This window comes from Pseudomonas sp. HP_08 (assembly GCF_055284095.1).
In genome coordinates this window covers 130,152-153,266 of record NZ_JBTOQC010000004.1, presented here as the reverse complement: position 1 = coordinate 153,266, position 23,115 = coordinate 130,152, and the positions used below count along the sequence as shown (strand labels likewise).

Here is a 23,115-nt window from a genome sequence, read left to right as displayed (position 1 = left end):
ATTTACCCCACTTGCTTGCCGGGGGTGTGATACAGGTCGGCGAACATATCCGCCATGGCCTCTTCGCTCGGCTCATCCTGCATCTGCACACTGACCGCACGGCTCACCAGCTGGTGACGACGCGGCAGATGCAGATCATCAGGAATACGTGGCCCATCGGTCAGATAAGCCACTGGCAATTCATGACCGATCGCAAGGCTCAGCACTTCGCCAAGGCTTGCGGTTTCATCCAGTTTGGTCAGGATGCAGCCGGCCAGGCCACAGCGTTTGTAGCTGTGATAGGCCGCGGTCAGCACCTGTTTCTGGCTGGTAGTACCCAGCACCAGATAGTTGCGCGAGCGAATACCCCGCCCGGCCAGGCTTTCCAGTTGCAGACGCAGTGCCGGGTCGCTGGCTTGCAGGCCTGCGGTGTCGATCAGCACGACGCGCTTGCGAATCAACGGCTCCAGCGCCTGGGCCAGCGACTGGCCCGGGTCGACGTGGGTCACCGGCACATTGAGAATCCGCCCCAGGGTCTTGAGCTGCTCCTGGGCGCCAATACGAAAACTGTCCATGCTCACCAGCGCGATGTTCTGCGAGCCGTACTTGAGCACGTAACGCGCGGCCAGTTTGGCCAGCGTGGTGGTCTTGCCCATGCCGGCAGGGCCGACCATGGCGATGACACCGCCCTCTTCCAGCGGCTCGATTTCCGGCACATTGATCATCCGCGCCAGGTACGCCAACAGCATGCGCCAGGCCTGCTTGGGGTCTTCGATGTCCGGGATCATGCCCAGCAGGTCGCGTGACAGCGGGCCCGACAGGCCGATGCGCTGCAGACGGCGCCACAGGTTGGCCTGCTGCGGGCGGGCGCCCTGCAACTGGTTCCAGGCCAGCGAGCCGAGCTGCACTTCAAGCAGCTCGCGCAGGCCATTGAGCTCCGAGCACATCGACTCGAACACGCGCTGGCCGATGGCGGCTTCGCTGCTGGCCGATGAAGGCGGTGGCGCAGCAGGCCGTGGCGGCTCTTCGAGGGTCGGTTCGATGTGCGTGTCGGCAGCGCTGAGCGGCAAGCCGGAAAACAGCTGAAGGTTGTTGTTCGCATCGTTGTCGGTGCGATTTTCAAGTTCGGCTTGTGCAGAGACGATGCGCGACTGGGTCTTGCGCAGCTCGTCTTCAAGTTCCATGTTCGGCACGCGCGGCGCCAGGGCGGACAACTTGTAATCCAGGGCAGCAGTCAGCTCGACGCCACCGGCAATGCGCCGGTTACCGATGATGGCCGCCTCGGCGCCCAGCTCATCGCGAACCAGTTTCATGGCTTGACGCATATCGGCGGCGAAAAATCGCTTAACTTGCATGACTCACTACCTCAGCCGTTGGGCCCGACAGTCGCTACGATGGTGACTTGCTTGTTGTCCGGAATTTCCTGGTACGCCAGAACATGCATGTTCGGTACAGCCAACCGTCCAAACCTCGACAACATGGCCCGGATGGGGCCTGCTACCAGCAGAATCACAGCCGACCCTTGCATTTCCTGACGCTGGGCGGCTTCGATCAACGAACGCTGGAGCTTCTCGGCCATGCTCGGTTCAAGAAGAACGCCTTCTTCCTGACCCTGACCGGCCTTCTGCAGACTATTGAGCAAGATCTGTTCCAACCTTGGCTCAAGCGTGATAACAGGCAGCTCAGACTCAATTCCTACAATGCTTTGCACGATTGCGCGGCTCAGCGCGACACGTACCGCCGCCACCAAAGCGGCGGTATCTTGACTCCTTGAAGCATTGTTGGCGATGGCCTCGGCAATGGTGCGAATGTCGCGCACCGGCACATGCTCGGTCAGCAAGGCCTGCAACACGTTAAGCAGGCCCGACAGCGACAGCACACCCGGCACCAGTTCTTCGGCCAGTTTCGGCGAGCTCTTGGCCAGCAATTGCATCAATTGCTGGACTTCTTCGTGGCCGATCAGCTCATGCGAATGCTTGTACAGAATCTGGTTGAGGTGCGTGGCGACCACGGTACTGGCATCGACCACGGTGTAGCCCAGCGACTGCGCCTGGCTGCGCTGGCTGATTTCGATCCACACCGCTTCCAGGCCAAAGGCCGGGTCACGGGCGCTGATACCGTTGAGGGTGCCGTAAACCTGACCCGGGTTGATCGCCAGCTCACGGTCCGGGTAAATCTCGGCCTCGGCCAGGATCACGCCCATCAGCGTCAAACGATAGGCGCTGGGCGCCAGGTCAAGGTTGTCGCGGATGTGCACGGTGGGCATCAGAAAGCCCAGCTCCTGCGAGAGCTTCTTGCGTACGCCCTTGATCCGCGCCAGCAGTTGCCCGCCCTGGTTGCGGTCCACCAGCGGAATCAGGCGATAGCCGACTTCCAGACCGATGATGTCGACCGGCGTCACGTCGTCCCAGCCCAGCTCTTTGGAATCCTGCACACGGCCTGGCGGCGGCAGCATCTCTTGCTGGCGCTGCACCTCGGCCAGGGCCACGATCTTGTTCTGCTGGTCACGACGCCACAGCCAATAGGCGGCGCCGGAAGCGGCAAGGCCCAGACCGATAAAGGCGAAGTGCGGCATGCCCGGCACCAGGCCCATGACGATCATGATCGCGCCCGAAACGCCCAAAGCCTTGTAGGACGTAAACATCTGGCGGTTGATCATTTTGCCCATTTCTTCCGAACCGGAAGCACGGGTCACCATGATCGCGGCAGCGGTGGACAACAGCAGTGATGGCAATTGCGCCACCAAACCGTCACCGATCGCCAGCAGCGTATAAATACGCCCGGCATCGGCGAAGGTCATGCCGTGCTGGAGCATGCCGACCAGCATGCCGCCGATCAGGTTGATAAACAGAATCAACAGGCCGGCGATGGCGTCGCCGCGCACGAATTTGCTGGCACCGTCCATCGAACCGTAGAACTCCGCCTCGGCGGCGACTTCGGCACGGCGGACCTTGGCCTGGTTCTGATCGATCAGACCGGCATTGAGGTCGGCGTCGATGGCCATCTGTTTACCGGGCATCGCATCGAGGGTAAACCGCGCGCTGACCTCGGAGATCCGCCCGGCGCCCTTGGTGATCACCACGAAGTTGATGATCATCAGGATCGCGAAAACCACGATACCGACCACGTAGTTACCACCGATGACGACTTCACCGAAGGCCTGGATCACCTTGCCCGCCGCGTCGTGACCGTCCTGGCCGTGAAGCATGACCACACGGGTCGAGGCCACGTTCAACGCCAGGCGCAGCAGCGTGGCCACCAGCAGGATGGTCGGAAACACCGAGAAATCCAGCGGCCGCAGCGCATACACGCAGACCAGCAGGACCACGATCGACAAGGCGATGTTGAAGGTAAAGAACACATCCAGCAAAAATGGCGGGATGGGCAGCATCATCATCGCCAGCAACGCCAGCAACAGGATCGGCACTGCCAGTTGACTGTGATTGCGGCCCAGATTGCGTGCGCCGCTGACTAACTGAGATCGATCCACTGATGCCCCACCGCATAGACCAAAACTTTGACGCCATCAGCGTCCTGAATCGACCTACTGCAAAAAGCTGTCCAACTCAGCACAACACCCTGTAGGAGCGCGCTTGCCCGCGACCGGCTGCGTTAGCAGTCGTAAATTTTCAGCGTTTCATAGAATTTCCGAGTGCGTTAACAGCCGTAAATTTTCAGCGTTTCATAGAATTTGCGAGCGCTACGCACTCGGTCGCGGGCAAGCGCGCTCCTACGGGTTATTCGTCGCGACGCAAATCGGGGGGGATGCTGATGTCGCCCAGCGGGGTCGGGCGTTTGCCGCGGCCGGCCTGGAACTGGCGGATCTGGTAGACATAGGCCAGCACCTGGGCGACAGCCATATACAGGCCGGCAGGAATCTCTTCCTCAAGCTCGGTGCTGTAGTAGATCGAGCGCGCCAGCGCCGGGGATTCGAGGATCATGATCTGGTTGTGGGCACCGATCTCGCGGATTTTCAGGGCGATCAGGTCCAGGCCTTTGGCGAGCAGTTTCGGTGCCCCGCCGTTTTCGGGGTCGTACTTGAGCGCCACGGCAAAGTGGGTCGGGTTGGTAATGATGACATCGGCCTCGGGAATCGCGGCCATCATGCGCCGGTTGGCCATGTCGTGCTGCAACTGCCGGATGCGTTGCTTGACCTGTGGGTTACCCTCGCTGTTCTTGTGCTCGTCGCGCACTTCCTGCTTGGTCATCAGCAGCTTCTTGTGCGCCTGATACAGCTGAACCGGCACATCGACCGCAGCGATCAGTATCAGCCCGCAGACAATCCACAGCGTGCTCCAGCCCACCAGTTGCAGGCTGTGGATGATCGCCATTTCCAGCGGCTCGTGGGAGATGGCAATCAGGTCGTTGCGGTCTTTCTTGATGACCACCAACGCCACGGCCAGCACCACCAGAAACTTGGCAAATGCCTTGAGCAACTCGACGATCGAGTTGACCGAGAACATGCGCTTGACCCCGGACAACGGGTTCATGCGGCTGAACTTGGGCATCAGCGACTTGGTGGCGAACAACCAGCCACCCAGCATGATCGGGCCGACAAACGCGGCCACCAGCATGGCGATCATGAACGGCAGCACGACGATCATGGCGGTCTGCCCGGTCTTGAGCAGCATGCGCCCCATCCACATCGGGTCCATGAGCATTTCGCGGGTGATCGAGAAATTCTCGCGCATCGCTTCGGCGAGCATCTGCGCCACGCCGCCGCCGAACATCAGCAGCCCTACCGCGCCCATCATCATCACCACCAGCGTGGTGAGCTCTTTGGAGCGCGCAACCTGGCCCTCGGCCCGACTGTCGCGGACCTTTTTCTCCGTGGGTTCTTCTGTTTTGTCCTGACCGCTCTCGCTTTCTGCCATCTCAGCGGGCCCTCACCAGATCTCGTATTTGCTGCAAGGCCTCGACCGCCATCGGCTGATACTGACTGAGGATATCGGCCATGCTCATCCACAGGATCACCATGCCCAGCACCAGGGTCAACGGAAAACCGATGGAGAAGATGTTCAGTTGCGGCGCGGCGCGGGTCATGATGCCGAACGCGATGTTGATGATCAGCAAGGCAGTCACCGCCGGCAGCACCAGGCGCAAGCCCGAGCCCATCACCCAGCCCAGGCCGTTAGCCAGGGTCCAGAAATTGCCCACCGGCACCCCGCCGCCCACCGGCAGCGTGGTGAAGCTTTCGACCAGCACCTCAAGCACCACCAGATGGCCGTTCATGCCCAGAAACATCAGGGTCACCAGCATGGTGAAAAACTGCCCGACCACCGCCGATGACACGCCGTTGGTGGGGTCGACCATCGAGGCGAAGCCCATGCCCATCTGCGTGGCAATGATCTGCCCGGCCACGACAAATATGTGGAAGAACAACTGCAACGACAGGCCCATGCCGACGCCGATGATGATCTGCTCGCCAATCAGCAACAGGGCACTGAGGTCCAGCGCCTGCACCGCCGGCATCGGCGGCAGCACCGGGGCGACGACAATGGTGATCGCAAAGGCAAAGTACAAGCGCACCCGGCGCGGCACCAGCGTGGTACCAATGATCGGCATGGTCATCAACACGGCGACGATGCGAAACATCGGCAACATGAAGCTGGCCACCCAGGTACTGATCTGGGTATCGGTCAGGGCGAGCATCGGCTCCATGCGCCGCTAGCCGATCAAGGTCGGGATGCTGTTGTACAGATTCAGCACGTAGTCCATGAACACGCTCAGCAGCCAGGGGCCGGCGACGATCAACGTCAAAAGCATGACGATCAGGCGCGGCAGAAAGCTCAAGGTCTGTTCGTTGATCTGTGTAGCCGCCTGAAACATGGCCACGATCAGGCCGCAGATCAGGCTCGGCACCACCAGGATCGCGACCAGCACGGTGGTCAGCCACAGCGCCTCACGGAACAGGTCGACCGCAACTTCAGGGGTCATCGGACAGGCTCCTCGTCAACGTGACTCATACACCACCGAAACTGCCGGCCAACGTCCCGACGATCAGCGCCCAGCCGTCGACCAGCACGAACAGCATGATCTTGAACGGCAGCGAGATGATCAGTGGCGAGAGCATCATCATACCCATGGCCATCAGCACACTGGCCACCACCATGTCGATGATCAGGAACGGAATGAAGATCATGAAGCCGATCTGGAAGGCGGTCTTGAGTTCGGAGATCACGAAGGCCGGCACGATGATAGTCAACGGCGCGGCTTCAGGAGTCTGGATGTCGGTGCGCTTGGACAGGCGCATGAACAGCTCAAGGTCACTGGTGCGGGTCTGCGCCAGCATGAAATCCTTGACCGGCACTTGCGCTTTGACCAGGGCATCCTGGGCGCTCATGGTTTCGGCCAGATAAGGCTGCAAGGCGTCGCGGTTCACCCGCTCGTAGACCGGGGTCATGATGAACATGGTCAGGAACAGGGTCATGCCGATCAACACCTGGTTGGACGGCGTCTGTTGCAGGCCCAGCGCCTGACGCAGAATCGAGAAGACCACGATGATGCGGGTAAAGCTGGTCATCAGGATGACGAACGCCGGAATGAAGCTCAGCGCCGTCATGATCATCAGGATCTGCAGGCTGACCGAGTATTCCTGCTGGCCGTTGGCACCATTGGACAGGGTAATCGCCGGGATCGACAACGGGTCGGCCGCCAGCGCCAGTGGCGCCGCCATCCCCAACAGCAGCACTATCAGCAAACGCAGCATGGCCATTACGTCTTGTCCTTATCCTTGCCCATCAACTCCAGCAGGCGCTGGGCGAATTCCGGCGTAGCCGGCTGGCGGACAGGGACGTCCACCGCCTCGTTGAGCACATGCAACGGCGTGATACGCCCAGGCGTCACGCCCAACAGAATCTGTTCCTTGCCGATCTGCACCAGCACCAGCCGGTCACGCGGCCCGAGGGCACGCGAACCGACCAGCTCGATGACCTGTTGATTGCCCAGGCCACCGCCCTGAACCTTGCGCGTCACCCAGGCAAGCAGAAAGATCAGGCCGATCACCAGCAGCAGGCCCAACACCAGCTGCAGCAACTGCCCGCCCATGCCGCCCGACAGCGCACTGCCGACCTGGGCCACAGGCGCTGCCGCCGTCGCCCCCGACGCGACCGGTTCGCTGGCAACCGCCATCAACGGCATGAGCCACACCGCACAGAGCAAACGCTTCACTTAGCGCAGCTTCTTGATACGTTCGCTCGGGCTGATGACGTCCGTCAGACGAATACCGAACTTCTCGTTGACAACCACCACCTCGCCATGGGCGATCAGGGTGCCGTTGACCAGCACGTCGAGCGGCTCGCCGGCCAGACGGTCCAGCTCGATCACCGAACCCTGGTTGAGCTGCAGCAGGTTGCGAATGCTGATATCGGTGCTGCCGACTTCCATGGAAATCGACACCGGAATGTCCAGGATCACATCCAGGTTGGGACCGTCCAGGGTCACTTGCGCCGAGTTTTTCGGCACGCCGCCAAACTCTTCCATGGCCATACGGTTGGAACTTGGCTTGCGGGCGGCATCGGCGGCCAGCAAGGCATCGATGTCCGCCTGGCCATCGCCGGCTTCGCCCAATGCAGCAGCCCACTCATCGGCCAGCGCCTGATCTTCAGCAGACGTCATTTCGTTGTTATCAGCCATCGGTTGTCCTCTGCGGGCAGTCTTCAATTACGCAATTTGGTCAAGCGCGACCGTGCCGATCAGCGCCGTTCTATGGGTTCGATAATCTGCAAGGCCAGGTTGCCCTTGTGCGAGCCAAGCTTGACCTTGAACGAAGGCACGCCATTGGCGCGCATCACCAGGTTTTCGTCCAGATCCACCGGAATCACATCGCCAGGCTGCATGTGCAGAATGTCGCGCAGCAGCAATTGACGATTGGCAACCGTGGTGGTGACCGGCACCGAGACGTCGAGCACGTCTTCCTTGAGCGCCTTGACCCAGCGCTCGTCCTGATCGTCGAGATCGGACTGGAAACCGGCGTCGAGCATTTCGCGGATCGGCTCGATCATCGAGTACGGCATGGTCACGTGCAGGTCGCCGCCGCCGCCATCGAGTTCGATGTGGAAGGTGGAAATCACCACGGCTTCGCTGGGGCCGACGATGTTGGCCATGGCCGGGTTCACTTCCGAGTTGATGTACTCGAAATTGACTTCCATGATCGCCTGCCAGGCTTCCTTCAAGTCGACGAAAGCCTGGTCCAGCACCATGCGCACGACGCGCAATTCGGTCGGGGTAAATTCACGCCCTTCAATCTTGGCGTGACGTCCGTCGCCGCCAAAAAAGTTGTCCACCAGCTTGAACACCAGCTTGGCGTCAAGAATGAACAACGCGGTGCCGCGCAGCGGCTTGATCTTGGCCAGGTTGAGGCTGGTCGGGACGTACAGCGAATGCACGTACTCGCCGAACTTCATTACCTGCACGCCGCCCACCGCCACATCCGCCGAGCGGCGCAGCAGGTTGAACATGCTGATGCGGGTGTAGCGGGCGAACCGCTCGTTGATCATTTCCAGCGTCGGCATGCGTCCGCGGACGATCCGGTCCTGGCTTGTCAGGTCGTAGGTCTTGACGGTGCCGGGTTCGGCAACGTTGTCGGTCTCGACCATGCCATCGTCCACGCCATGCAGCAGCGCATCGATCTCATCCTGGGACAGCAGGTCTTGCACGGCCATGTCGTGGATCCTACTGCAATACGAAGTTAGTGAAGAGCAACTGCTCGATGACCGTCTTGCCGAGTTCTTTCTGGGCCACTTCCTGAATGCTGGCCGTCGCCTTCTGGCGCAGCATTTCCATGCCCACCGGCGTGGTCAGCGAATCGAAGGGGATGCCGGCAAACAGCAGCACCAGATTATTGCGAATGGTCGGCATGTGGACTTTCAAGGCCTCCATGTCGGCGGCACTGCGTGCCAGCATGGTAATGCTCACCTGCATGTAGCGCTGGCGGCCGTTGACATTGAAGTTGACCACGAACGCAGGCGTCATGGCCTCGAACACGGCGGGCTGTTTGGTATTGGCCTGCGCGGCAGCGGCGGCCGGGTCCGGCTTGGGCTCGGACTTGTGCATCAAGAACCAGGTGGCGCCCACCGACAAACCGATGGCCAGGATCAAGCCCACGACACCGAGGATGATGAGCTTGAGTTTCTTTTTCGAGCCGGGCTCTTTGACTGCTTCGGTCTGCGCCATGCCAATAATCCGTCACTATTCAGGGGGTTCACTGTTACGTGACAGAGGCCGAGCAAAGGTTATGCCAGATTGGAACACATTGGCGGGTGCAGGAGCGCGCCCTGCCCGCGACCGGCTGCGTTAGCAGTCGTAAATTTTGGCGTTTCCGAAATTTTGCGAGCGCTAGCGCACTCGGTCGCGGGCGAGCGCGCTCCTACGGGGGTGCAGATCAGGGGTTCGATACACACGGGGTCAGGCGTAGTAATCGATCTCGCTGCTGCCGATGACCCGCTGAACCGGCTGGCTGGTGGCGACGGCAGGTTCGGTGCTGTTGCTTTCAAGTCCGTCACTGATGCCTGAATCGCTGCGTGAGCTGCCACGCTGGGCACGGCTGGCCTGTTCCTGGGCTTGTTGCTGAGCCTGTTGTTGCGACTGGTCGGAGACATTGACGTCAACCTGGCCCAGGCCCTGCTGCTGGAACGACTCGCGCAGGCGAATCATCTGGCTTTCAAGTGCATCACGCACACCGAGGTGCGCGCTGACGAATGTCACCTGGGTCTGCTGGTCCGGCGCCATATTGACGCGAATGTCCAGGCGGCCCAGTTCGGCCGGTTCCAGTTTGATTTCTGCCGATTTTAGGTTCTGGCTCGAGAGGTACATCACGCGCTCGACGATGCCTTCGCTCCAGCCGCTCTGATGCATGGCCAGTGGCTGGTTGATCACCGGCGTAGTCACGGCTGCAGTGCGGGCGGGTTGCGCGGCCTGGCTCAACGCTGCCAGGCGCTCGGCAAAATTATCCACCCGCGTATCGCCGGCGGCGGCTTTGACATCTTTCAATCCGTCGTCCAGCAGGCCGGCCAGCGATTTCTCGCTCCCTTCAGAGCCGCCCTCGCCCAGGTCCTGATCGCCTTGCAGGCTCGCCAGGTTATTGACGATGTTCTGCGCATCCGCCACTTCACCATCGACCAGCGCGCCGTTCTGAGCGGTGGACGCCTGAGTCGCCGGCGCCGCAGGCGTGCGGCTGCGGCCGGTGGCGCTTTCCAGCGCAAACTGCAAGGCATGCAAACCTTCGAGCGCGTCGGCTTCAGGGTCGAATGCTTCGTCGACGGCCGCATCGGTAGCGGCACTTGCCGGCGGCACGGTCAAAGGCACCAATGGCACCTGCCCCGCCTGCGCATTGGCGACCAGCGCCTGGCCGGCCTGATCGACGGTGCTGCCGGCGCTGTTCTGTGCGGCGCTGTCGTCGCCCTTGTCAGCCGAATGATCCTGATCGTTTGCCTGCACCACCTTGTCGGCAGGCAAGTCATTGCCGCTTTCGGCAACCGAGGACTTGTCATCGGCAACCTCTGGCGCCTGGTCAGGCTTGTCCTTGCCGGCCACCGATTTGCTTTTGTCCGCTACGCTTTTGTCGCGAGCCGCGTTGGGCTGCACATCGCGCTCGGCCTTGGGCGCTTCGCGGGATTCGCGATTGAACACCTTGGAGAAGCCGGAAGCGCCGTCCTTGCCGATCTCAGCAGACTTGGACAAATGGCTGGCGGCACTGGACTTGGCCGTGGTCGCCGCATTGGTCTGGAGTAATACATTGGGGGCAAGGGACATTCGAATCTCCGCATCAGACAGCACAATGACATTGCACCAGCAAGATGCGGGCCATCTCACACATCGACGTAAACGGTGCGCACGGTGCCCGGGCTGCAACAGCGGTCGATCAGGTTTGTCCGATGAAGGTCTGGCGCTCGGCGTCGAATAACCGGCGGATGGTCAGGTACTCGATGTCGATCGAGCGAACCAGGTCTTCCAGGCCTTCGACCGCCTGGCGGCGGGTCTGGTCTTCAAGCTGACGGCACAGGTCCGACAACCGCACCGCGCCCATATTGCTGCTGCTGCCCTTGAAGCTGTGGGCTGCCAGCCCAAGCTCGACCAGGTCCAGCGAGGTGCCACCCACGCGAGTCGCGTGTACGCTCTGGCGCAACAGGGCCATACGCAGGTCCGAGTCCTTGAGAAAGACATCGATCAGCGTCAGGTATTCGTCTTCCATGACCTCTTGCAAGGTCGTCAACACACTGTAATCCACATGAACGGCCGCCACTTGCTCACTCCTTGATCAAGAAACCGGGGGCAAGTATGCCACTACCCCCCATGAAAACTCCACGCAAACCGCCCGACCATTGTCCGACCAGTTCGCTTCACTGCACAGCGAACGGACCAGCCTGAGACCACGACCACATAACCCGTCGACCGAAGGGGCGCGGGTCAACACATCCTGTACGTCAAAACCTTTGCCGCTGTCCTGCATATTGATGATCAACACGCCGCCTTCGGCACTGGCGCGAACTTGCAGTTGCAGATTGATAAAGCCGCTCTGCAACTGCTCAAGGCGCTGGGTACGCTCTTGATAATAGCGGGCAAATCCGGACGCATCCTGTTTCAGGCGTGAATCGAGGCCCAGCACCCCATGTTCCAGCGCATTGCTGTATAGCTCGGCCAGAACGCTATAAAGCGCCCCGCTCTGATCGCGCAGCCCGTGCACCTCCAGCAACAGCTGGAGAATGTAGGGCAAGGGGTTGAAGGTCTTCAGCGTCGAGGCACGAAACTCGAAGTTTGCCGACCAGTCCAGCGGGCTTGCCGGGCCGCCCTCCGAACGGGTCGCTGGCGGCACACTGTCGCCGTCCTGCAGCGAGGCACTGATTTCCAGCATGCTGACATCGTCACGCGCTCGGCCACCGAATTCATTCAGCGCCTCAAGGATTTCTTCGATCAACCGCGCAGGCTCACGGTTGGCCGCCAGCACTTCGCACAGCCGCCGCGTCCCAAACAGACGCTCCTGAGCGTCGCGGGTGTCCATCACGCCGTCGGAAAGCAGAAAGATCCGGTCGCCCGGCGCCAGCGGCAACACTTCAGTGCTCTCGTCAAAGGCGCTGGCCGGCAATATGCCCAACGGCAGGTGCCGTGACGGTAACGGCTCGAAGCCGCCACCGGCGTGCAACAGATAACCGTCAGGCAGGCCACCATTCCACATCTCGACTTGCTGCTGCTTGAAGTCGATGCACAGCAAGGTCGCGCAGCAGAACATGCCCACCGGCAGGATGCGCTTGAGCTTGGCATTCATCTCGCGCAGCATTTCCGGCAAGCCATAGCCCTTGGCAGTCATGCCATAGAACACCTCGGCCAGCGGCATCGCCCCCACCGCGGCCGGCAAGCCATGGCCGGTGAAGTCACCGAGAAACACATACATGTGCCCGGCAGGCGCCCAGGCCGCCAGCATCAAGTCACCGTTGAACAGCGCATACGGCGATTGCAGGTAGCGGATATTCGGCGCATCCAGGCAACCGGAGTGTGCCACCTGGTCAAACACTGCCTTGGCCACCCGCTGCTCGTTGAGCATGTGCTCGCGATGACTGGCCAACTGGTCGCGCTGGCGCAGCACGGTTTCCTGCAACTGGCGCAGGCGGTTCATGGCGTTGATCTTGGCCGCCAGTACCAGCGGGTTGAATGGCTTGGCGATGAAGTCGTCACCACCGGCATCCAGACAACGCGCCAGCGCTTCGCCTTCAGTCAGGGAGGTCAGGAAAATGATCGGTACCAGCGACTCGCCGGCCAGCAGCTTGATTTGCCGCGCCGCCTCGAAGCCGTCCATCACCGGCATCAGCGCATCCATCAATACCAGGTGCGGCTGTTGAATGCGGTACAGCTCAAGCGCCTCGGCGCCATTGGCGGCAATCAGCGCCTGATGCCCCTGCCGCGCGATCAGGCTCGACAACAGCAAGCGGTCGCTGGGGCTGTCGTCCGCGATCAGAATGCGCAGGCTGTGCGGGTCTGCCTGCAAGACTCAGCTGACCTGAAACAGTTTGGAGAAGTTGGAAATGGTCAGGATCTTGATCACATCCGGCGTGCAGTTGACCAGTTTCACAACCGCCTTTTCGCCGCCGGCATGGTCGCGCAACAACAGCAACATGCCTAACGCCGAACTGTCCAGATAATGGGTGCCGCGCAGATCGACGACATAATCGAGATCGGCAGGATGGTTCTGGTAAGCGGCGCGAAACGCCTGATGGGATGCAAAATCGAAGCGCCCTTCAACGAGCAGGGTTACCTGTCGGCCATCCGGGGAACGCTCGGAAGTGACGGTCATAAGGCCTCCTGTAATGTCTCACCGATAAGACACAGCCTAGACCATCTGAAAAATGTCGCCTCCGCTTTACTCTATTAACTTGCAGGAAGCGCATCACCCAACTTAAATAGCAACACCCCCTGTTAATGCCCCCCACGGATGCAAAGAGAATGAGACAACCCTACTCATACCCTCTGTCGTTACATCACCTTTACTCGGACAGAGAACATCCATGCCCTCAGCACACAGCCAATGCCCCGTCTGCCAGACCCAGCTTTCACCCGGACATCAGCCTTGGCACTTCAGGTGCAAAAATTGTCATTATGAAGGCGTCGACCTTCGACCTGTTATTAACAGCGCTGCAAACACCCTGATTGATGAAGCCTCTCGTGAAGCCGGATTACGGGCCATTCGTACAAAAAACTTCACCACCCTTCTGCAGCAGATCAAACTTCACCGACCTCAAGGCGGTCGCCTGCTCGAAGTCGGGTGTGCCCATGGCTGGTTTCTCGAGTCGGCACGCAAGGATTTCGAGGTGTGCGGCATAGAACCCGACCAGGCCATCTTCGACGTTGCAAGTCAAAAGGGGCTGGTCGTCCGTCAAGGCTACTTCCCGACAGCCCTGATCCCAGAGGAAACCTTCGACATCATTGTCTTCAATGACGTGTTTGAACACATTCCCGCCCCTGGACATATTATTGAAAAATGCCATCAACACTTGAACAAGGGCGGACTACTGGTCCTGAATCTTCCGAGTAGCGATGGTATCTTTTACAAACTCTCGACCTTGTTTTCACGCCTGCACCTGCACGGGCCTTTTGAACGCTTATGGCAAAAAGGACTCCCCTCCCCCCATCTTCATTACTTCAATCGAGTGAACCTCACTCAATTGATTAGCCAGTATGAATTTACGGTAAAAACCGAAGGCACGTTGCCAACATTAAGCCTGGACGGGCTTCACGAACGTATCGCTTACACGGGTAAATCAGGCTTCCTCAGTCGATGGCTTATCTGGGCAGTAGTGGCCATTACCTTACCTGTTCTAAAAATATTGCCGAGCGATATCATTTACATCATCAGCCAGAAAGAATGACCTGCTGGTCGCACAGTCTGTAGCACACTTTTTAGAATGAATCATGCCGAGGCAGACGCTGGGACAGTTCATCCAGCAGTTTTTGCTCGCGCTTGTCTTCAAGCTGACGGGCTTCGTCCATATAGCGCTGCACCAGCTTGCGCAAGCCTTCGACCCGGGCGTAGGCCTGTTGCCAGGCGCCGCGGGCCTTGTCGAGGTTGACCTGGTGCCAGGCCAGGCTCTTGCGCTGCTGGCCGATGGCGGTTTCGAGCTGGTTGAGAAAGCGCTGGTAGTTCATCAGCCACTGGCCCGACACGCCATGGCTGCCGCGATTGATCCACTGCTGCTGATAGTTGAGGCGAAACTGATCGAGTTCTTCCAGCTTGCTGTGCGCCAGATTGACCTGGCCTTGCAGATAGCCCAGGCGCTGGGCGGCCGTGCGCTCGGCCTTTTCGGCCATCTCGACCACTGGCGCCAGGCGCGCCGCACGACTATTGGCCATGACTCATCACCCGCCCGGCGCGGGCCCGAACACCGCCGCCAGTGCATCGCCGCTGCCCTGCAGGCTGACGTTTTCGCGCAGGCCCTGGCGCTGGTAGCGCACCAGCGTCGGTTGCAACGAGATGGCAAGGTCCGTTTCGCGGTCACCGCCCGCCACATAGGCACCGACGCTGATCAGGTCGCGGCTTTGCTGGTAGCGCGACCACAGTTGCTTGAAGTGCTGGGCGCGGGTCATGTGTTCGGGACTGACCACGGCAGGCATGACCCGGCTGATCGACGCTTCGATGTCGATGGCCGGGTAATGCCCTTCTTCGGCCAGCCGCCGCGACAGCACGATATGGCCGTCGAGCACGCCGCGAGCCGAGTCGGCAATCGGGTCCTGCTGATCATCGCCTTCGGACAGTACCGTGTAGAACGCGGTGATCGAGCCGCCACCGGCCTCGGCATTGCCGGCGCGCTCGACCAGTTTGGGCAGGCGGGCGAAGACCGAGGGCGGATAACCCTTGGTCGCCGGCGGCTCGCCAATCGCCAGGGCGATTTCACGCTGGGCCTGGGCAAAACGGGTCAGCGAGTCCATCAGCAACAGAACGTTCTTGCCGCAATCGCGGAAGTATTCAGCGATGCGCGTGCAGTACATCGCGGCGCGCAGACGCATCAGCGGCGCATCGTCGGCCGGCGATGCCACCACCACAGAGCGCTTGAGGCCCTCTTCGCCGAGAATGTGTTCGATGAATTCCTTGACCTCACGGCCCCGCTCGCCGATCAGGCCGACGACGATGATGTCCGCCTCGGTAAAGCGCGTCATCATGCCGAGCAGCACACTCTTGCCGACGCCAGTACCGGCAAACAGGCCCAGACGCTGGCCACGGCCGACCGTCAATAATCCGTTGATGCAGCGAATCCCCACATCCAGCGGCTGGCTGATCGGGTCGCGCTTGAGCGGGTTGATCGTCGGGCCGTCCATCGGCACCCAGTCTTCGGCCTTGATCGGCGGGCGACCATCGAGCGGCCGGCCGGCACCGTCGAGTACCCGGCCCAGCATGCTCATGCCCATCGGCAGGCGGCCGGTGTCTGCCAACGGCACCACGCGAGCACCCGGCGCGATGCCGGCCACGCTGCCGACCGGCATCAGAAAGACCTTGCCGCCGGAAAAGCCCATGACCTCGGCTTCAACCTGCATCGGGTGATGACTGTCGTCGTTGATGACCACGCAACGGCTGCCCATGGCAGCGCGCAAGCCTTCGGCTTCAAGGGTCAGGCCAACCATGCGCAGCAGGCGACCTTCGACCACCGGCTGGGTCGGCAGGTCGATGGCACCGCTATAGCCACCGAGGCGCTTGCCGAAGCTCAGGCGATCAAGGCGCATCGCCGGACTCTTCGGATGCGCTGTACTCTTCAACCGGCGCAGCAGCACGCGGCGCCGAGACCTCAGGCAATTCCAGGCTCAGATCAGGAGCGGCCGGGTGTGCGACTTGTTCATGCATCTGGTCATACATGCGGGTAATCGCCTGGCTGATGCGTGTCTCGATGCTGGCATCGATGCGGCTGTGTTCGGTCTCGATGCGGCAACCGCCGGGCAGCAGGTCGTCGTCCTCGAAAATCTTCCAGGTTTCTTCGTGCCGCTCGCGCAGCGCCTTGATCGAGCCGAAATCCTGCGGGTTGACGAAGATGCGCAGGTTGCTCGCGCCCATCGGCAGCAGCTTGAGGCAGTCGCGCAGGACATGGACGATGCGCTGCGAGTCGGTCTGCAGCTCGCGCTGAATCACCTGGCGGGCAATGTGCTCGACCAGATGGACCACCGACTTTTCGATCTGCATGTCCTGCTCGGCCAGCGGATCGAACAACTGCAGCATGACCTGCTCCAGGCTGTCGAGCCGCGCCTTGAGGGCGACTTCCGCCTCCTGGCGGACCTTGATCTGGGTGCTGTGAAAGCCCTCGCGCTCGCCAGTGGCGAAGCCTTCGTTCCAGGCTTCCTGACGGATGCTTTCGAGCTCTTCCAGAGTGATCGGCTGAACTTCCTCCAGCGGCACCTCTTCGACCGTGTCCGGATCGGGTTCCGGCTCGGCTACCGGTTCAGGCGGCGGCGCGGGCACATACGGGTCGAAGCTGGGCAACGCCCAGACATCGAGCCCACGTATATCCCTGGCGCGAATCAGGTCGCTGGGCGCTTCTTTATTGGAGCTGGACATGTGTGGGCTGGATCCTTAGATCATTTCCTCGCCACCCTTGCCACCGAGCACGATCTCGCCGGCCTCGGCCATACGACGGGCAATGGTGAGAATTTCTTTCTGTGCCGCTTCCACATCGCTGACCCGAACCGGCCCCTTGGCCTCCAGATCGTCGCGCAGCAGTTCGGCGGCCCGCTTGGACATGTTCTTGAAGATTTTTTCCTTGACCGCTTCGTCCGAGCCCTTGAGCGCCAGTACCAGCACGTCCGAGGACACTTCGCGCAGCAGCGCCTGGATACCGCGGTCGTCGACATCGGCCAGGTTGTTGAACACGAACATGAGGTCTTCGATCGCCACCGACAGGTCTTCGTCGACCTCGCGGATCGAGTCCATGAGCGTGCCTTCGATCGAGCTGTCGAGGAAGTTCATGATATCGGCCGCGCGCTTGATACCGCCCAGCGTGGTCCGCGAGGTGTTGGCGTTGCCGGAGAACTGCTTCTCCAGAATCTGGTTGAGTTCCTTGAGCGCGGCCGGCTGTACGGTGTTCAGCGAGGACACCCGCAGGATGATGTCGAGCCGCACCTTGTGATCGAAATGGCCCAGCACTTCACCGGCCTGGTCGGCATCCAGGTACGCCACCACGATCGCCTGAATCTGCGGGTGCTCGTAACGGATCACGTCGGCCACGGCGCGTGGCTCCATCCACTTCAGGCTGTCGAGACCGCTGGTGTTGCCGCCCAGCAGGATGCGGTCGATCAGGCCGTTGGCCTTGTCTTCGCCCAGTGCCTGGGTGAGCATCTTGCGGATGTAGCCATCGGAGCCGACGCCCAGGCTGGTCTGGTCGCCCACGGTGTTGACGAACTCGTTCATCACCTGCTCGACCTGCTCGCGGTGCACATTGCGCATTTGCGCCATGGCCACACCGACGCGCTGGACCTCTTTGGGACCCATGTGCCGCAGCACTTGAGCCGCATCGGTTTCGCCCAGCGACAGCAGCAGCACGGCCGCTTTTTCGACCTTGCTCAGTTTGATTGCGGCAGCTCGATCATTCATCGGTGTTAATCCACTCTTTCACGACCTGGGCTACACGACCCGGGTCTTCGGCCACCAGACTCTTGATTGCGTTCAGCTGTGCGTCATAGCCCTCGGTAGGGCTTGGCAACAGAATACTTTGCGGACCGCCCAGGCTGACCCGGTCGCTGCCCAGTTCGCCGTCCAGACCACCCATGCCGCCCAGTTCGGCGTCGCCGCCGAAGCCCAATTCCTTGCTCTTGGGGTTGGTGATGTTGTTGAGCACCGGGCGCAACACACCGAACACCAGAATCAGGATGAAGATCACGCCCACAGCCTGCTTGAGAACGTCCCAGAACCAGGGCTGCGAGTAGAACGGAATGTCCGGGATCAGCTCGCCACGCTCGGTCGAGAACGGCACGTTGATCACGCTGACGCTGTCGCCACGGCTGGCATCGAAGCCCACCGCATCCTGTACCAGACGGGTGAAGCGGGCCAGGTCCGTGGTGCTCCACGGCGCGCGGGTCACTTCGCCGTTGGCCGGGTTGGTCTTGACCATGTCGTCGACCACCACCGCCACCGACAACCGGCTCAGACGGCCCTGCTGCTGCTTGGTGTGACTGATTGAGCGGTCGAGCTCGAAGTTCTTGGTCGACTGCGTGCGCTTGTCGGTCGGGTACGGCGCCAGCGCCGGCTGACCGGTGGCCGGGTCCATGATCTGCTGACCGTTGGCATCCAGCAGCGGCTGGCCTGGCGCTATGGCAGGCGCGGCACCGGCGGCACCACCACCGGCGACTTGCGGTGCGGTGGCAGGGCCCGGCGGCTGGTTGCTCAAGGCACCCGGCACACCGCCTGTTCCAGAACTGGTGGAGCGCTGCTCGTTGACCGACTGCTCGCTGCGCAGCGCCGGCTGGTCGGGGTTGAAGCTTTCAGCGGTCGATTCGACGGCACTGAAGTCGACCATCGCCGAGACTTCAGCCTTGTAGCGGTCGTTGCCCAGCACCGGTTGCAGAATGTTCTGCACACGCTGCGACAGCATGGTCTCCATGCGCCGGGTGTATTCGAACTGTTTGCCGGCCACGGTCAGCTCGGAGTTTTCACCCTGATCGGACAGCAACGTGCCCTTCTGGTCGACCACGGTGACCTGCGACTTGGTCAGTTCCGGCACGCTGGTGGCCACCAGATTGATGATCGCGGCCACCTGGCCCGGCTCCAGCGAACGGCCAGGGTACAACTCGACCAGTACCGAAGCGGTGGGCTTGCGGTCGTCGCGCACAAACACCGAGCTTTTCGGAATCGCCAGGTGCACGCGAGCCGCCTTGACGTTGTTCAGCGAAGAAATGGTCCGTGCCAGCTCACCTTCAAGGCCACGCCGGTAGCGGGTAGCTTCCATGAACTGGCTGGTGCCCAGGCCCTGATCCTTGTCGAGGATCTCGAAGCCGATGCCGGTGTTGTTCTGCGACACGCCGGCCTGAGCCAGCTGAATGCGTGCGCGCTGCACATCGTCGGCCTTGACCAGCAAAGCGCCGGAGTTGGGCTCGACGGTGTACGGAATATTGGCCGCCGCCAGGGTGTCCATGATCTGCTTGCTGTCCAGACCCGCCAGGCTGCCATACAGCGGCCGATAGTCGGGTTGCTGCGACCACAACACCACGGCAAAGCCGATCGCCACGCTTGCCGCCAGACCGACCATAAGGCCGACCTGACGCAGCATGGTCATCTCGGAGAGGTTTTCCAGAAAGGCAAAGCCGAACAACGGCTTTTTATTCTCCGGAGCGCCCGGTCTTGCCGGAACGGGATCGGCTGCTGCGTCTGCCATTAATCAGTACGTCCCTTAAACCGGCATCTGCATGATGTCTTGATAAGCCTGAACCAGCTTGTTGCGCACCTGGGTCAATGCCTGGAAGGACACACTGGCTTTCTGCGACGAGATCATGACGTCGGTGATATCGACACCGCTCTTGCCCATTTCAAAGGCATTGGCCATCTGGCTCGATGCTTCCTGGGTGTCGGCCACCTTGTTGATCGCCTGGCCCAGCAAGTCGGCAAAGTTGCTGCCGGCCACTTCCTGCACGCCTTCAACGGGCTTGGAACCGCCCATGGCTTGCGTCTGCATGGCCCGCATATCCAACATCAAGCGATTAAATTCAACACCTTGGCTCATGGACTTTATCTCTCGTAAGGCCCGCAATTTTTTGACACTGGTTTCTACGGATAACAATGTCATAGCAACAAGAGTGCCAGTGACGTACAAGCGCACGACCAACCGGACATATTGATGCTCGTCCACTGGCTGCGCAGGCCCACCCGCTCCCGCTGTATCCGTTGGCCATCATGATAACGATGTGATGTTTCGTTGTATCGACAATTTGACACAGATCACAAAAAAGGCAGACCAGAGGCCACCCATCAGCCCGCAAGCCTCAGCTTGCAAACCTCAGGTCGCAAACAGATAGGCCTCGACATCCATGCCGGCATCACGCATTTGCGCCAGCTTGTAGCGCAGCGTACGCGGGCTGATCCCCAGGCGTTCGGCCGCCTCCTTGCGCCGTCCGCGCTCACTGCGCAACGTGTCGATGATCAACTGGAACTCACGCCGCCGCAGGTCTTCACCCAGCGCACCGGCGGGCTCGACCGGCTCCGGCACGGCGACAATCGCAGGCTGCGACGTGAAATGCACCGGACCTGCCAGACAGAAATCCTGCGCCTGAATCACCCCGCCCTGCTGCAGGATCAAGGCACGCTGCACAGCGTTGTCCAGCTCACGCACATTGCCAGGCCAGGCATAAGCCACCAGACAGGCCTGGGCCTCGGCAGACAGCCGCACCGGCGCGTGTTTCATTTTATTGACGTGCTTGCTCAGCAACTGCTCGGCCAGCGGCAGAATATCGGCGGTTCGTTGACGCAGCGGCTGCCACGCCAGCGGGAATACCGACAAGCGATAGTACAAGTCTTCGCGAAAACGCCCTGCCGTCACTTCACCCAGCAGATCGCGGTTGGTGGTCGCCAGCACACGAATATCCAGGCTGATCGGCCGACGCGCGCCGACCCGCTCGACCTCACGCTCCTGCAACACGCGCAGCAGCTTGGCCTGCAGGCCCATCGGCATTTCGGAAATTTCGTCGAGCAGGATCGTGCCGCCCTCGGCCAGCTCGAATTTGCCCGCCTGCGCGGCAACCGCGCCGGTGAACGAGCCCTTCTCATGCCCGAACAGCGTGGCTTCAAGCATATTGTCCGGAATCGCGGCGCAGTTGATGGCAATGAACGGCTTGTCCGCACGCGGCGAGTGCTGGTGGATATAGCGCGCCAGCACCTCTTTGCCGGTGCCTGATTCGCCCGAGATCAGCACGGTGGAATCGCTTCTCGCCACCCGACTGGCCAGCTCCAGCAACTGGATACTGGCCAGCTCGACCGCCACCGGCCCGCTCCGCCCGGCAGGCTCAAGCCGCCCCAAGGCATGACGCGACACCAGCGCCAGCAGGGCTGCAGGCTCAAACGGCTTGACCAGATAATCCACCGCCCCTTGGCGCATGGCTTCCACGGCGCGCTCTACTGCGCCGTAGGCGGTCATCAACAGCACCGGCAATTGCGGATGCCTGGCACGCAACACGGCCAGTAACTGGTGACCATCCATGCCCGGCATGTTGACGTCACTGATCACCAGGCTGAACGACTCCTGAGCCGCGGCGGCCAGCGCATCTTCGGCCGAACCCACCGCATGATAGGCATGCCCGGCCAGCTCCAGCGTATCGCCGAGCGCTTCGCGCAGTGAACGGTCGTCCTCGACCAGCAGGATTCTGCTTGCCATCAACGTACTCCGGGAGCTCAGGAAGGAATTAACGGCAGGCTGACAATCGCACACGTGCCGCGCCCGACTCGGGAGCGGTATTGCACACTGCCCTGATGAGCCCGGGCCACGGCCATGACGACCGCCGAACCCAGGCCGGTGCCGGTGGTTTTAGTGGTGAAGAACGGCTCGCCAATACGCGCCAGTGCCGCCGCCTCGATACCGCTGCCACTGTCGCTGATGCACACACGCAGCATCGAGCCGTATTGATAAGCGTGAATTTTCAGCCGCGCCGCGCCACTGCTGGCCTGCACGGCATTTTCGATCAGGTTGAGCAACGCACCGACCAGCGTGTCGCGATTGCACAGCAACTCACCGTCGACGCTGTCGCACTGCCAGCGCACCGCTGCCTCACGCACATGGGTCTGGGCCGCCGATTGCAACGCTTGAAACAGCGCCTCGGGGCTCAGCCGATCGGTCAAAGGCAATTCGCCACGCGCGAACACCAGCATGTCGCGCACCTGATGCTCCAGCTCGTGCAGGCGCTCCTTGAGGCGCGAGGCGAAACGCTGCTGGGTCCGCACCGGCAACTCCTGCTCGCTCAAGTGACTGGCATAAATCATCGCCGCTGACAGCGGCGTACGAATCTGATGCGCCAACGAAGCGACCATCCGGCCCAGCGACGACAAGCGCTCGTGACGCGACAGCTGATCCTGCAAACGACGGGTTTCCGTCAAATCAGTCAGCAACACCAGTTGCCCAGGCTCGGCATCCAGCGAGCGAGTGGCGATGGACACCCTGCGGCCGTCCTTGAGCGAGACTTCATGGCCGTCGTCCTTGCGCGGCGCAAAGCTACGGCTGATGACCTGTCGCCACAGCTCGCCGACCAGAGGTTCGCCCAGCAAATCCAGGGCCGCCGGGTTGGCTTCACGCACCACGCCCGTGCCATCGATCACAATCACACCGCCCGGCAGCAGATCCAGCAGGTTCTGCAAGCGATAGGCCAGACGCTCGTTTTCCGCCAGTTCCTGCATACGTTGAACCCCTGCCTCGGCCAGCTCGCCCTTGAGCTCATTGACCCGCGCCTCAAGCAAGCTGTAGGAATCGGTCAGTTGCGCCGACATCTGATTGAACAACGCAAAGGCCTGCTCAAGCCCCTGACGGCTTTCCAGCTCCAGTGAAGGCGCCGACGGGCTCGGGAGTTCGTTGCAAATCTGCACGGCCTGGGACATTGAATTCTCTCTCGCTGGGCGAACCGTCATTAAACGGCGTGTAGAAAAGAGACTTAGCAATCCTCGTGCCGAAAAAAAACCTCCGACGAATCGGAGGTTTT

At 61.2% G+C, this 23,115-nt stretch carries 23 protein-coding genes; 1 reads left to right on the top strand and 22 read right to left on the bottom strand.

Going from position 1 to position 23,115, the window contains the following annotated elements:
• Positions 1-2: 2 nt before the first annotated feature.
• The 14 genes from flhF to ACYAS9_RS05690 form a co-directional block, all read right to left on the bottom strand.
• Positions 3-1,334 (bottom strand): flagellar biosynthesis protein FlhF, encoded by a 1,332-nt coding sequence (flhF, locus tag ACYAS9_RS05755; RefSeq protein WP_463567359.1) that lies wholly within the window; start codon positions 1,332-1,334, stop codon positions 3-5.
• Between the two features lie 11 nt (positions 1,335-1,345).
• The gene (flhA, locus tag ACYAS9_RS05750) at positions 1,346-3,469 is read right to left on the bottom strand and encodes a flagellar biosynthesis protein FlhA (protein ID WP_463567358.1); all 2,124 of its coding nucleotides are present in this window, start codon (positions 3,467-3,469) and stop codon (positions 1,346-1,348) included.
• 247 nt (positions 3,470-3,716) lie between these two features.
• Positions 3,717-4,853 (bottom strand): flagellar biosynthesis protein FlhB, encoded by a 1,137-nt coding sequence (gene flhB, locus ACYAS9_RS05745; RefSeq protein WP_463567357.1) that lies wholly within the window; start codon positions 4,851-4,853, stop codon positions 3,717-3,719.
• Position 4,854: 1 nt separating this feature from the next.
• Positions 4,855-5,640 carry a flagellar biosynthetic protein FliR gene (gene fliR, locus ACYAS9_RS05740; protein WP_463567356.1) on the bottom strand — a complete coding sequence of 262 codons (786 nt, stop codon included), beginning with the start codon at positions 5,638-5,640 and terminating at the stop codon, positions 4,855-4,857.
• A 6-nt stretch (positions 5,641-5,646) separates the two neighbouring features.
• Complete coding sequence (fliQ, locus tag ACYAS9_RS05735; RefSeq protein WP_463567355.1) at positions 5,647-5,916, bottom strand: flagellar biosynthesis protein FliQ; 270 nt, start codon at positions 5,914-5,916, stop codon at positions 5,647-5,649.
• Between the two features lie 25 nt (positions 5,917-5,941).
• Positions 5,942-6,694 carry a flagellar type III secretion system pore protein FliP gene (fliP, locus tag ACYAS9_RS05730; protein WP_463567354.1) on the bottom strand — a complete coding sequence of 251 codons (753 nt, stop codon included), beginning with the start codon at positions 6,692-6,694 and terminating at the stop codon, positions 5,942-5,944.
• Positions 6,694-7,119, bottom strand: a complete 426-nt coding sequence (fliO, locus tag ACYAS9_RS05725) for a flagellar biosynthetic protein FliO (protein WP_463567418.1) — start codon at positions 7,117-7,119, stop codon at positions 6,694-6,696. Before fliO ends, fliP begins: the two co-directional genes overlap by 1 nt.
• 30 nt (positions 7,120-7,149) lie before the next feature.
• On the bottom strand, positions 7,150-7,614 hold the full coding sequence (gene fliN, locus ACYAS9_RS05720) for a flagellar motor switch protein FliN (RefSeq protein ID WP_463567353.1): 465 nt from the start codon (positions 7,612-7,614) through the stop codon (positions 7,150-7,152).
• Positions 7,615-7,673: 59 nt separating this feature from the next.
• The gene (gene fliM / locus ACYAS9_RS05715) at positions 7,674-8,642 is read right to left on the bottom strand and encodes a flagellar motor switch protein FliM (RefSeq protein ID WP_463567352.1); all 969 of its coding nucleotides are present in this window, start codon (positions 8,640-8,642) and stop codon (positions 7,674-7,676) included.
• A gap of 10 nt (positions 8,643-8,652) precedes the next feature.
• A complete protein-coding gene (gene fliL, locus ACYAS9_RS05710) occupies positions 8,653-9,153 on the bottom strand; it encodes a flagellar basal body-associated protein FliL (protein WP_463567351.1) in 501 nt (166 codons plus the stop codon).
• A 231-nt stretch (positions 9,154-9,384) separates the two neighbouring features.
• Complete coding sequence (locus tag ACYAS9_RS05705) at positions 9,385-10,731, bottom strand: flagellar hook-length control protein FliK (RefSeq protein WP_463567350.1); 1,347 nt, start codon at positions 10,729-10,731, stop codon at positions 9,385-9,387.
• A gap of 109 nt (positions 10,732-10,840) precedes the next feature.
• Positions 10,841-11,170 (bottom strand): Hpt domain-containing protein, encoded by a 330-nt coding sequence (locus ACYAS9_RS05700; RefSeq protein ID WP_463567417.1) that lies wholly within the window; start codon positions 11,168-11,170, stop codon positions 10,841-10,843.
• A gap of 66 nt (positions 11,171-11,236) precedes the next feature.
• Positions 11,237-12,958, bottom strand: a complete 1,722-nt coding sequence (locus ACYAS9_RS05695) for an ATP-binding SpoIIE family protein phosphatase (RefSeq protein ID WP_463567349.1) — start codon at positions 12,956-12,958, stop codon at positions 11,237-11,239.
• Between the two features lie 3 nt (positions 12,959-12,961).
• Positions 12,962-13,264: an STAS domain-containing protein gene (locus ACYAS9_RS05690; RefSeq protein WP_463567348.1), complete on the bottom strand. Its 303-nt coding sequence runs from the start codon at positions 13,262-13,264 to the stop codon at positions 12,962-12,964.
• 211 nt (positions 13,265-13,475) lie between these two features.
• Here ACYAS9_RS05690 and ACYAS9_RS05685 point away from each other — a divergent pair, with 211 nt between their 5' ends.
• Positions 13,476-14,336, top strand: coding sequence for a class I SAM-dependent methyltransferase (locus tag ACYAS9_RS05685; protein ID WP_463567347.1), 861 nt, complete (start codon positions 13,476-13,478; stop codon positions 14,334-14,336).
• A 31-nt stretch (positions 14,337-14,367) separates the two neighbouring features.
• Here ACYAS9_RS05685 and fliJ read toward each other — a convergent pair whose 3' ends face one another.
• The 8 genes from fliJ to ACYAS9_RS05645 all read right to left on the bottom strand — a co-directional run bounded on the left by fliJ (position 14,368) and on the right by ACYAS9_RS05645 (position 23,014).
• A complete protein-coding gene (gene fliJ / locus ACYAS9_RS05680; protein WP_463567346.1) occupies positions 14,368-14,817 on the bottom strand; it encodes a flagellar export protein FliJ in 450 nt (149 codons plus the stop codon).
• Positions 14,818-14,823: 6 nt separating this feature from the next.
• Positions 14,824-16,182 (bottom strand): flagellar protein export ATPase FliI, encoded by a 1,359-nt coding sequence (fliI, locus tag ACYAS9_RS05675; protein WP_463567345.1) that lies wholly within the window; start codon positions 16,180-16,182, stop codon positions 14,824-14,826.
• Positions 16,172-17,005, bottom strand: coding sequence for a flagellar assembly protein FliH (gene fliH / locus ACYAS9_RS05670; protein ID WP_463567344.1), 834 nt, complete (start codon positions 17,003-17,005; stop codon positions 16,172-16,174). The genes fliI and fliH overlap by 11 nt, the downstream gene beginning before the upstream one ends.
• A 15-nt stretch (positions 17,006-17,020) precedes the next feature.
• On the bottom strand, positions 17,021-18,037 hold the full coding sequence (fliG, locus tag ACYAS9_RS05665; protein WP_459745053.1) for a flagellar motor switch protein FliG: 1,017 nt from the start codon (positions 18,035-18,037) through the stop codon (positions 17,021-17,023).
• Complete coding sequence (gene fliF / locus ACYAS9_RS05660; RefSeq protein WP_463567343.1) at positions 18,030-19,814, bottom strand: flagellar basal-body MS-ring/collar protein FliF; 1,785 nt, start codon at positions 19,812-19,814, stop codon at positions 18,030-18,032. The genes fliG and fliF overlap by 8 nt, the downstream gene beginning before the upstream one ends.
• Before the next feature lie 15 nt (positions 19,815-19,829).
• Complete coding sequence (fliE, locus tag ACYAS9_RS05655; RefSeq protein WP_463567342.1) at positions 19,830-20,159, bottom strand: flagellar hook-basal body complex protein FliE; 330 nt, start codon at positions 20,157-20,159, stop codon at positions 19,830-19,832.
• 273 nt (positions 20,160-20,432) lie between these two features.
• A complete protein-coding gene (locus ACYAS9_RS05650; RefSeq protein WP_463567341.1) occupies positions 20,433-21,803 on the bottom strand; it encodes a sigma-54-dependent transcriptional regulator in 1,371 nt (456 codons plus the stop codon).
• A 17-nt stretch (positions 21,804-21,820) separates the two neighbouring features.
• Positions 21,821-23,014, bottom strand: a complete 1,194-nt coding sequence (locus ACYAS9_RS05645) for a sensor histidine kinase (protein WP_463567339.1) — start codon at positions 23,012-23,014, stop codon at positions 21,821-21,823.
• Positions 23,015-23,115: the final 101 nt, after the last annotated feature.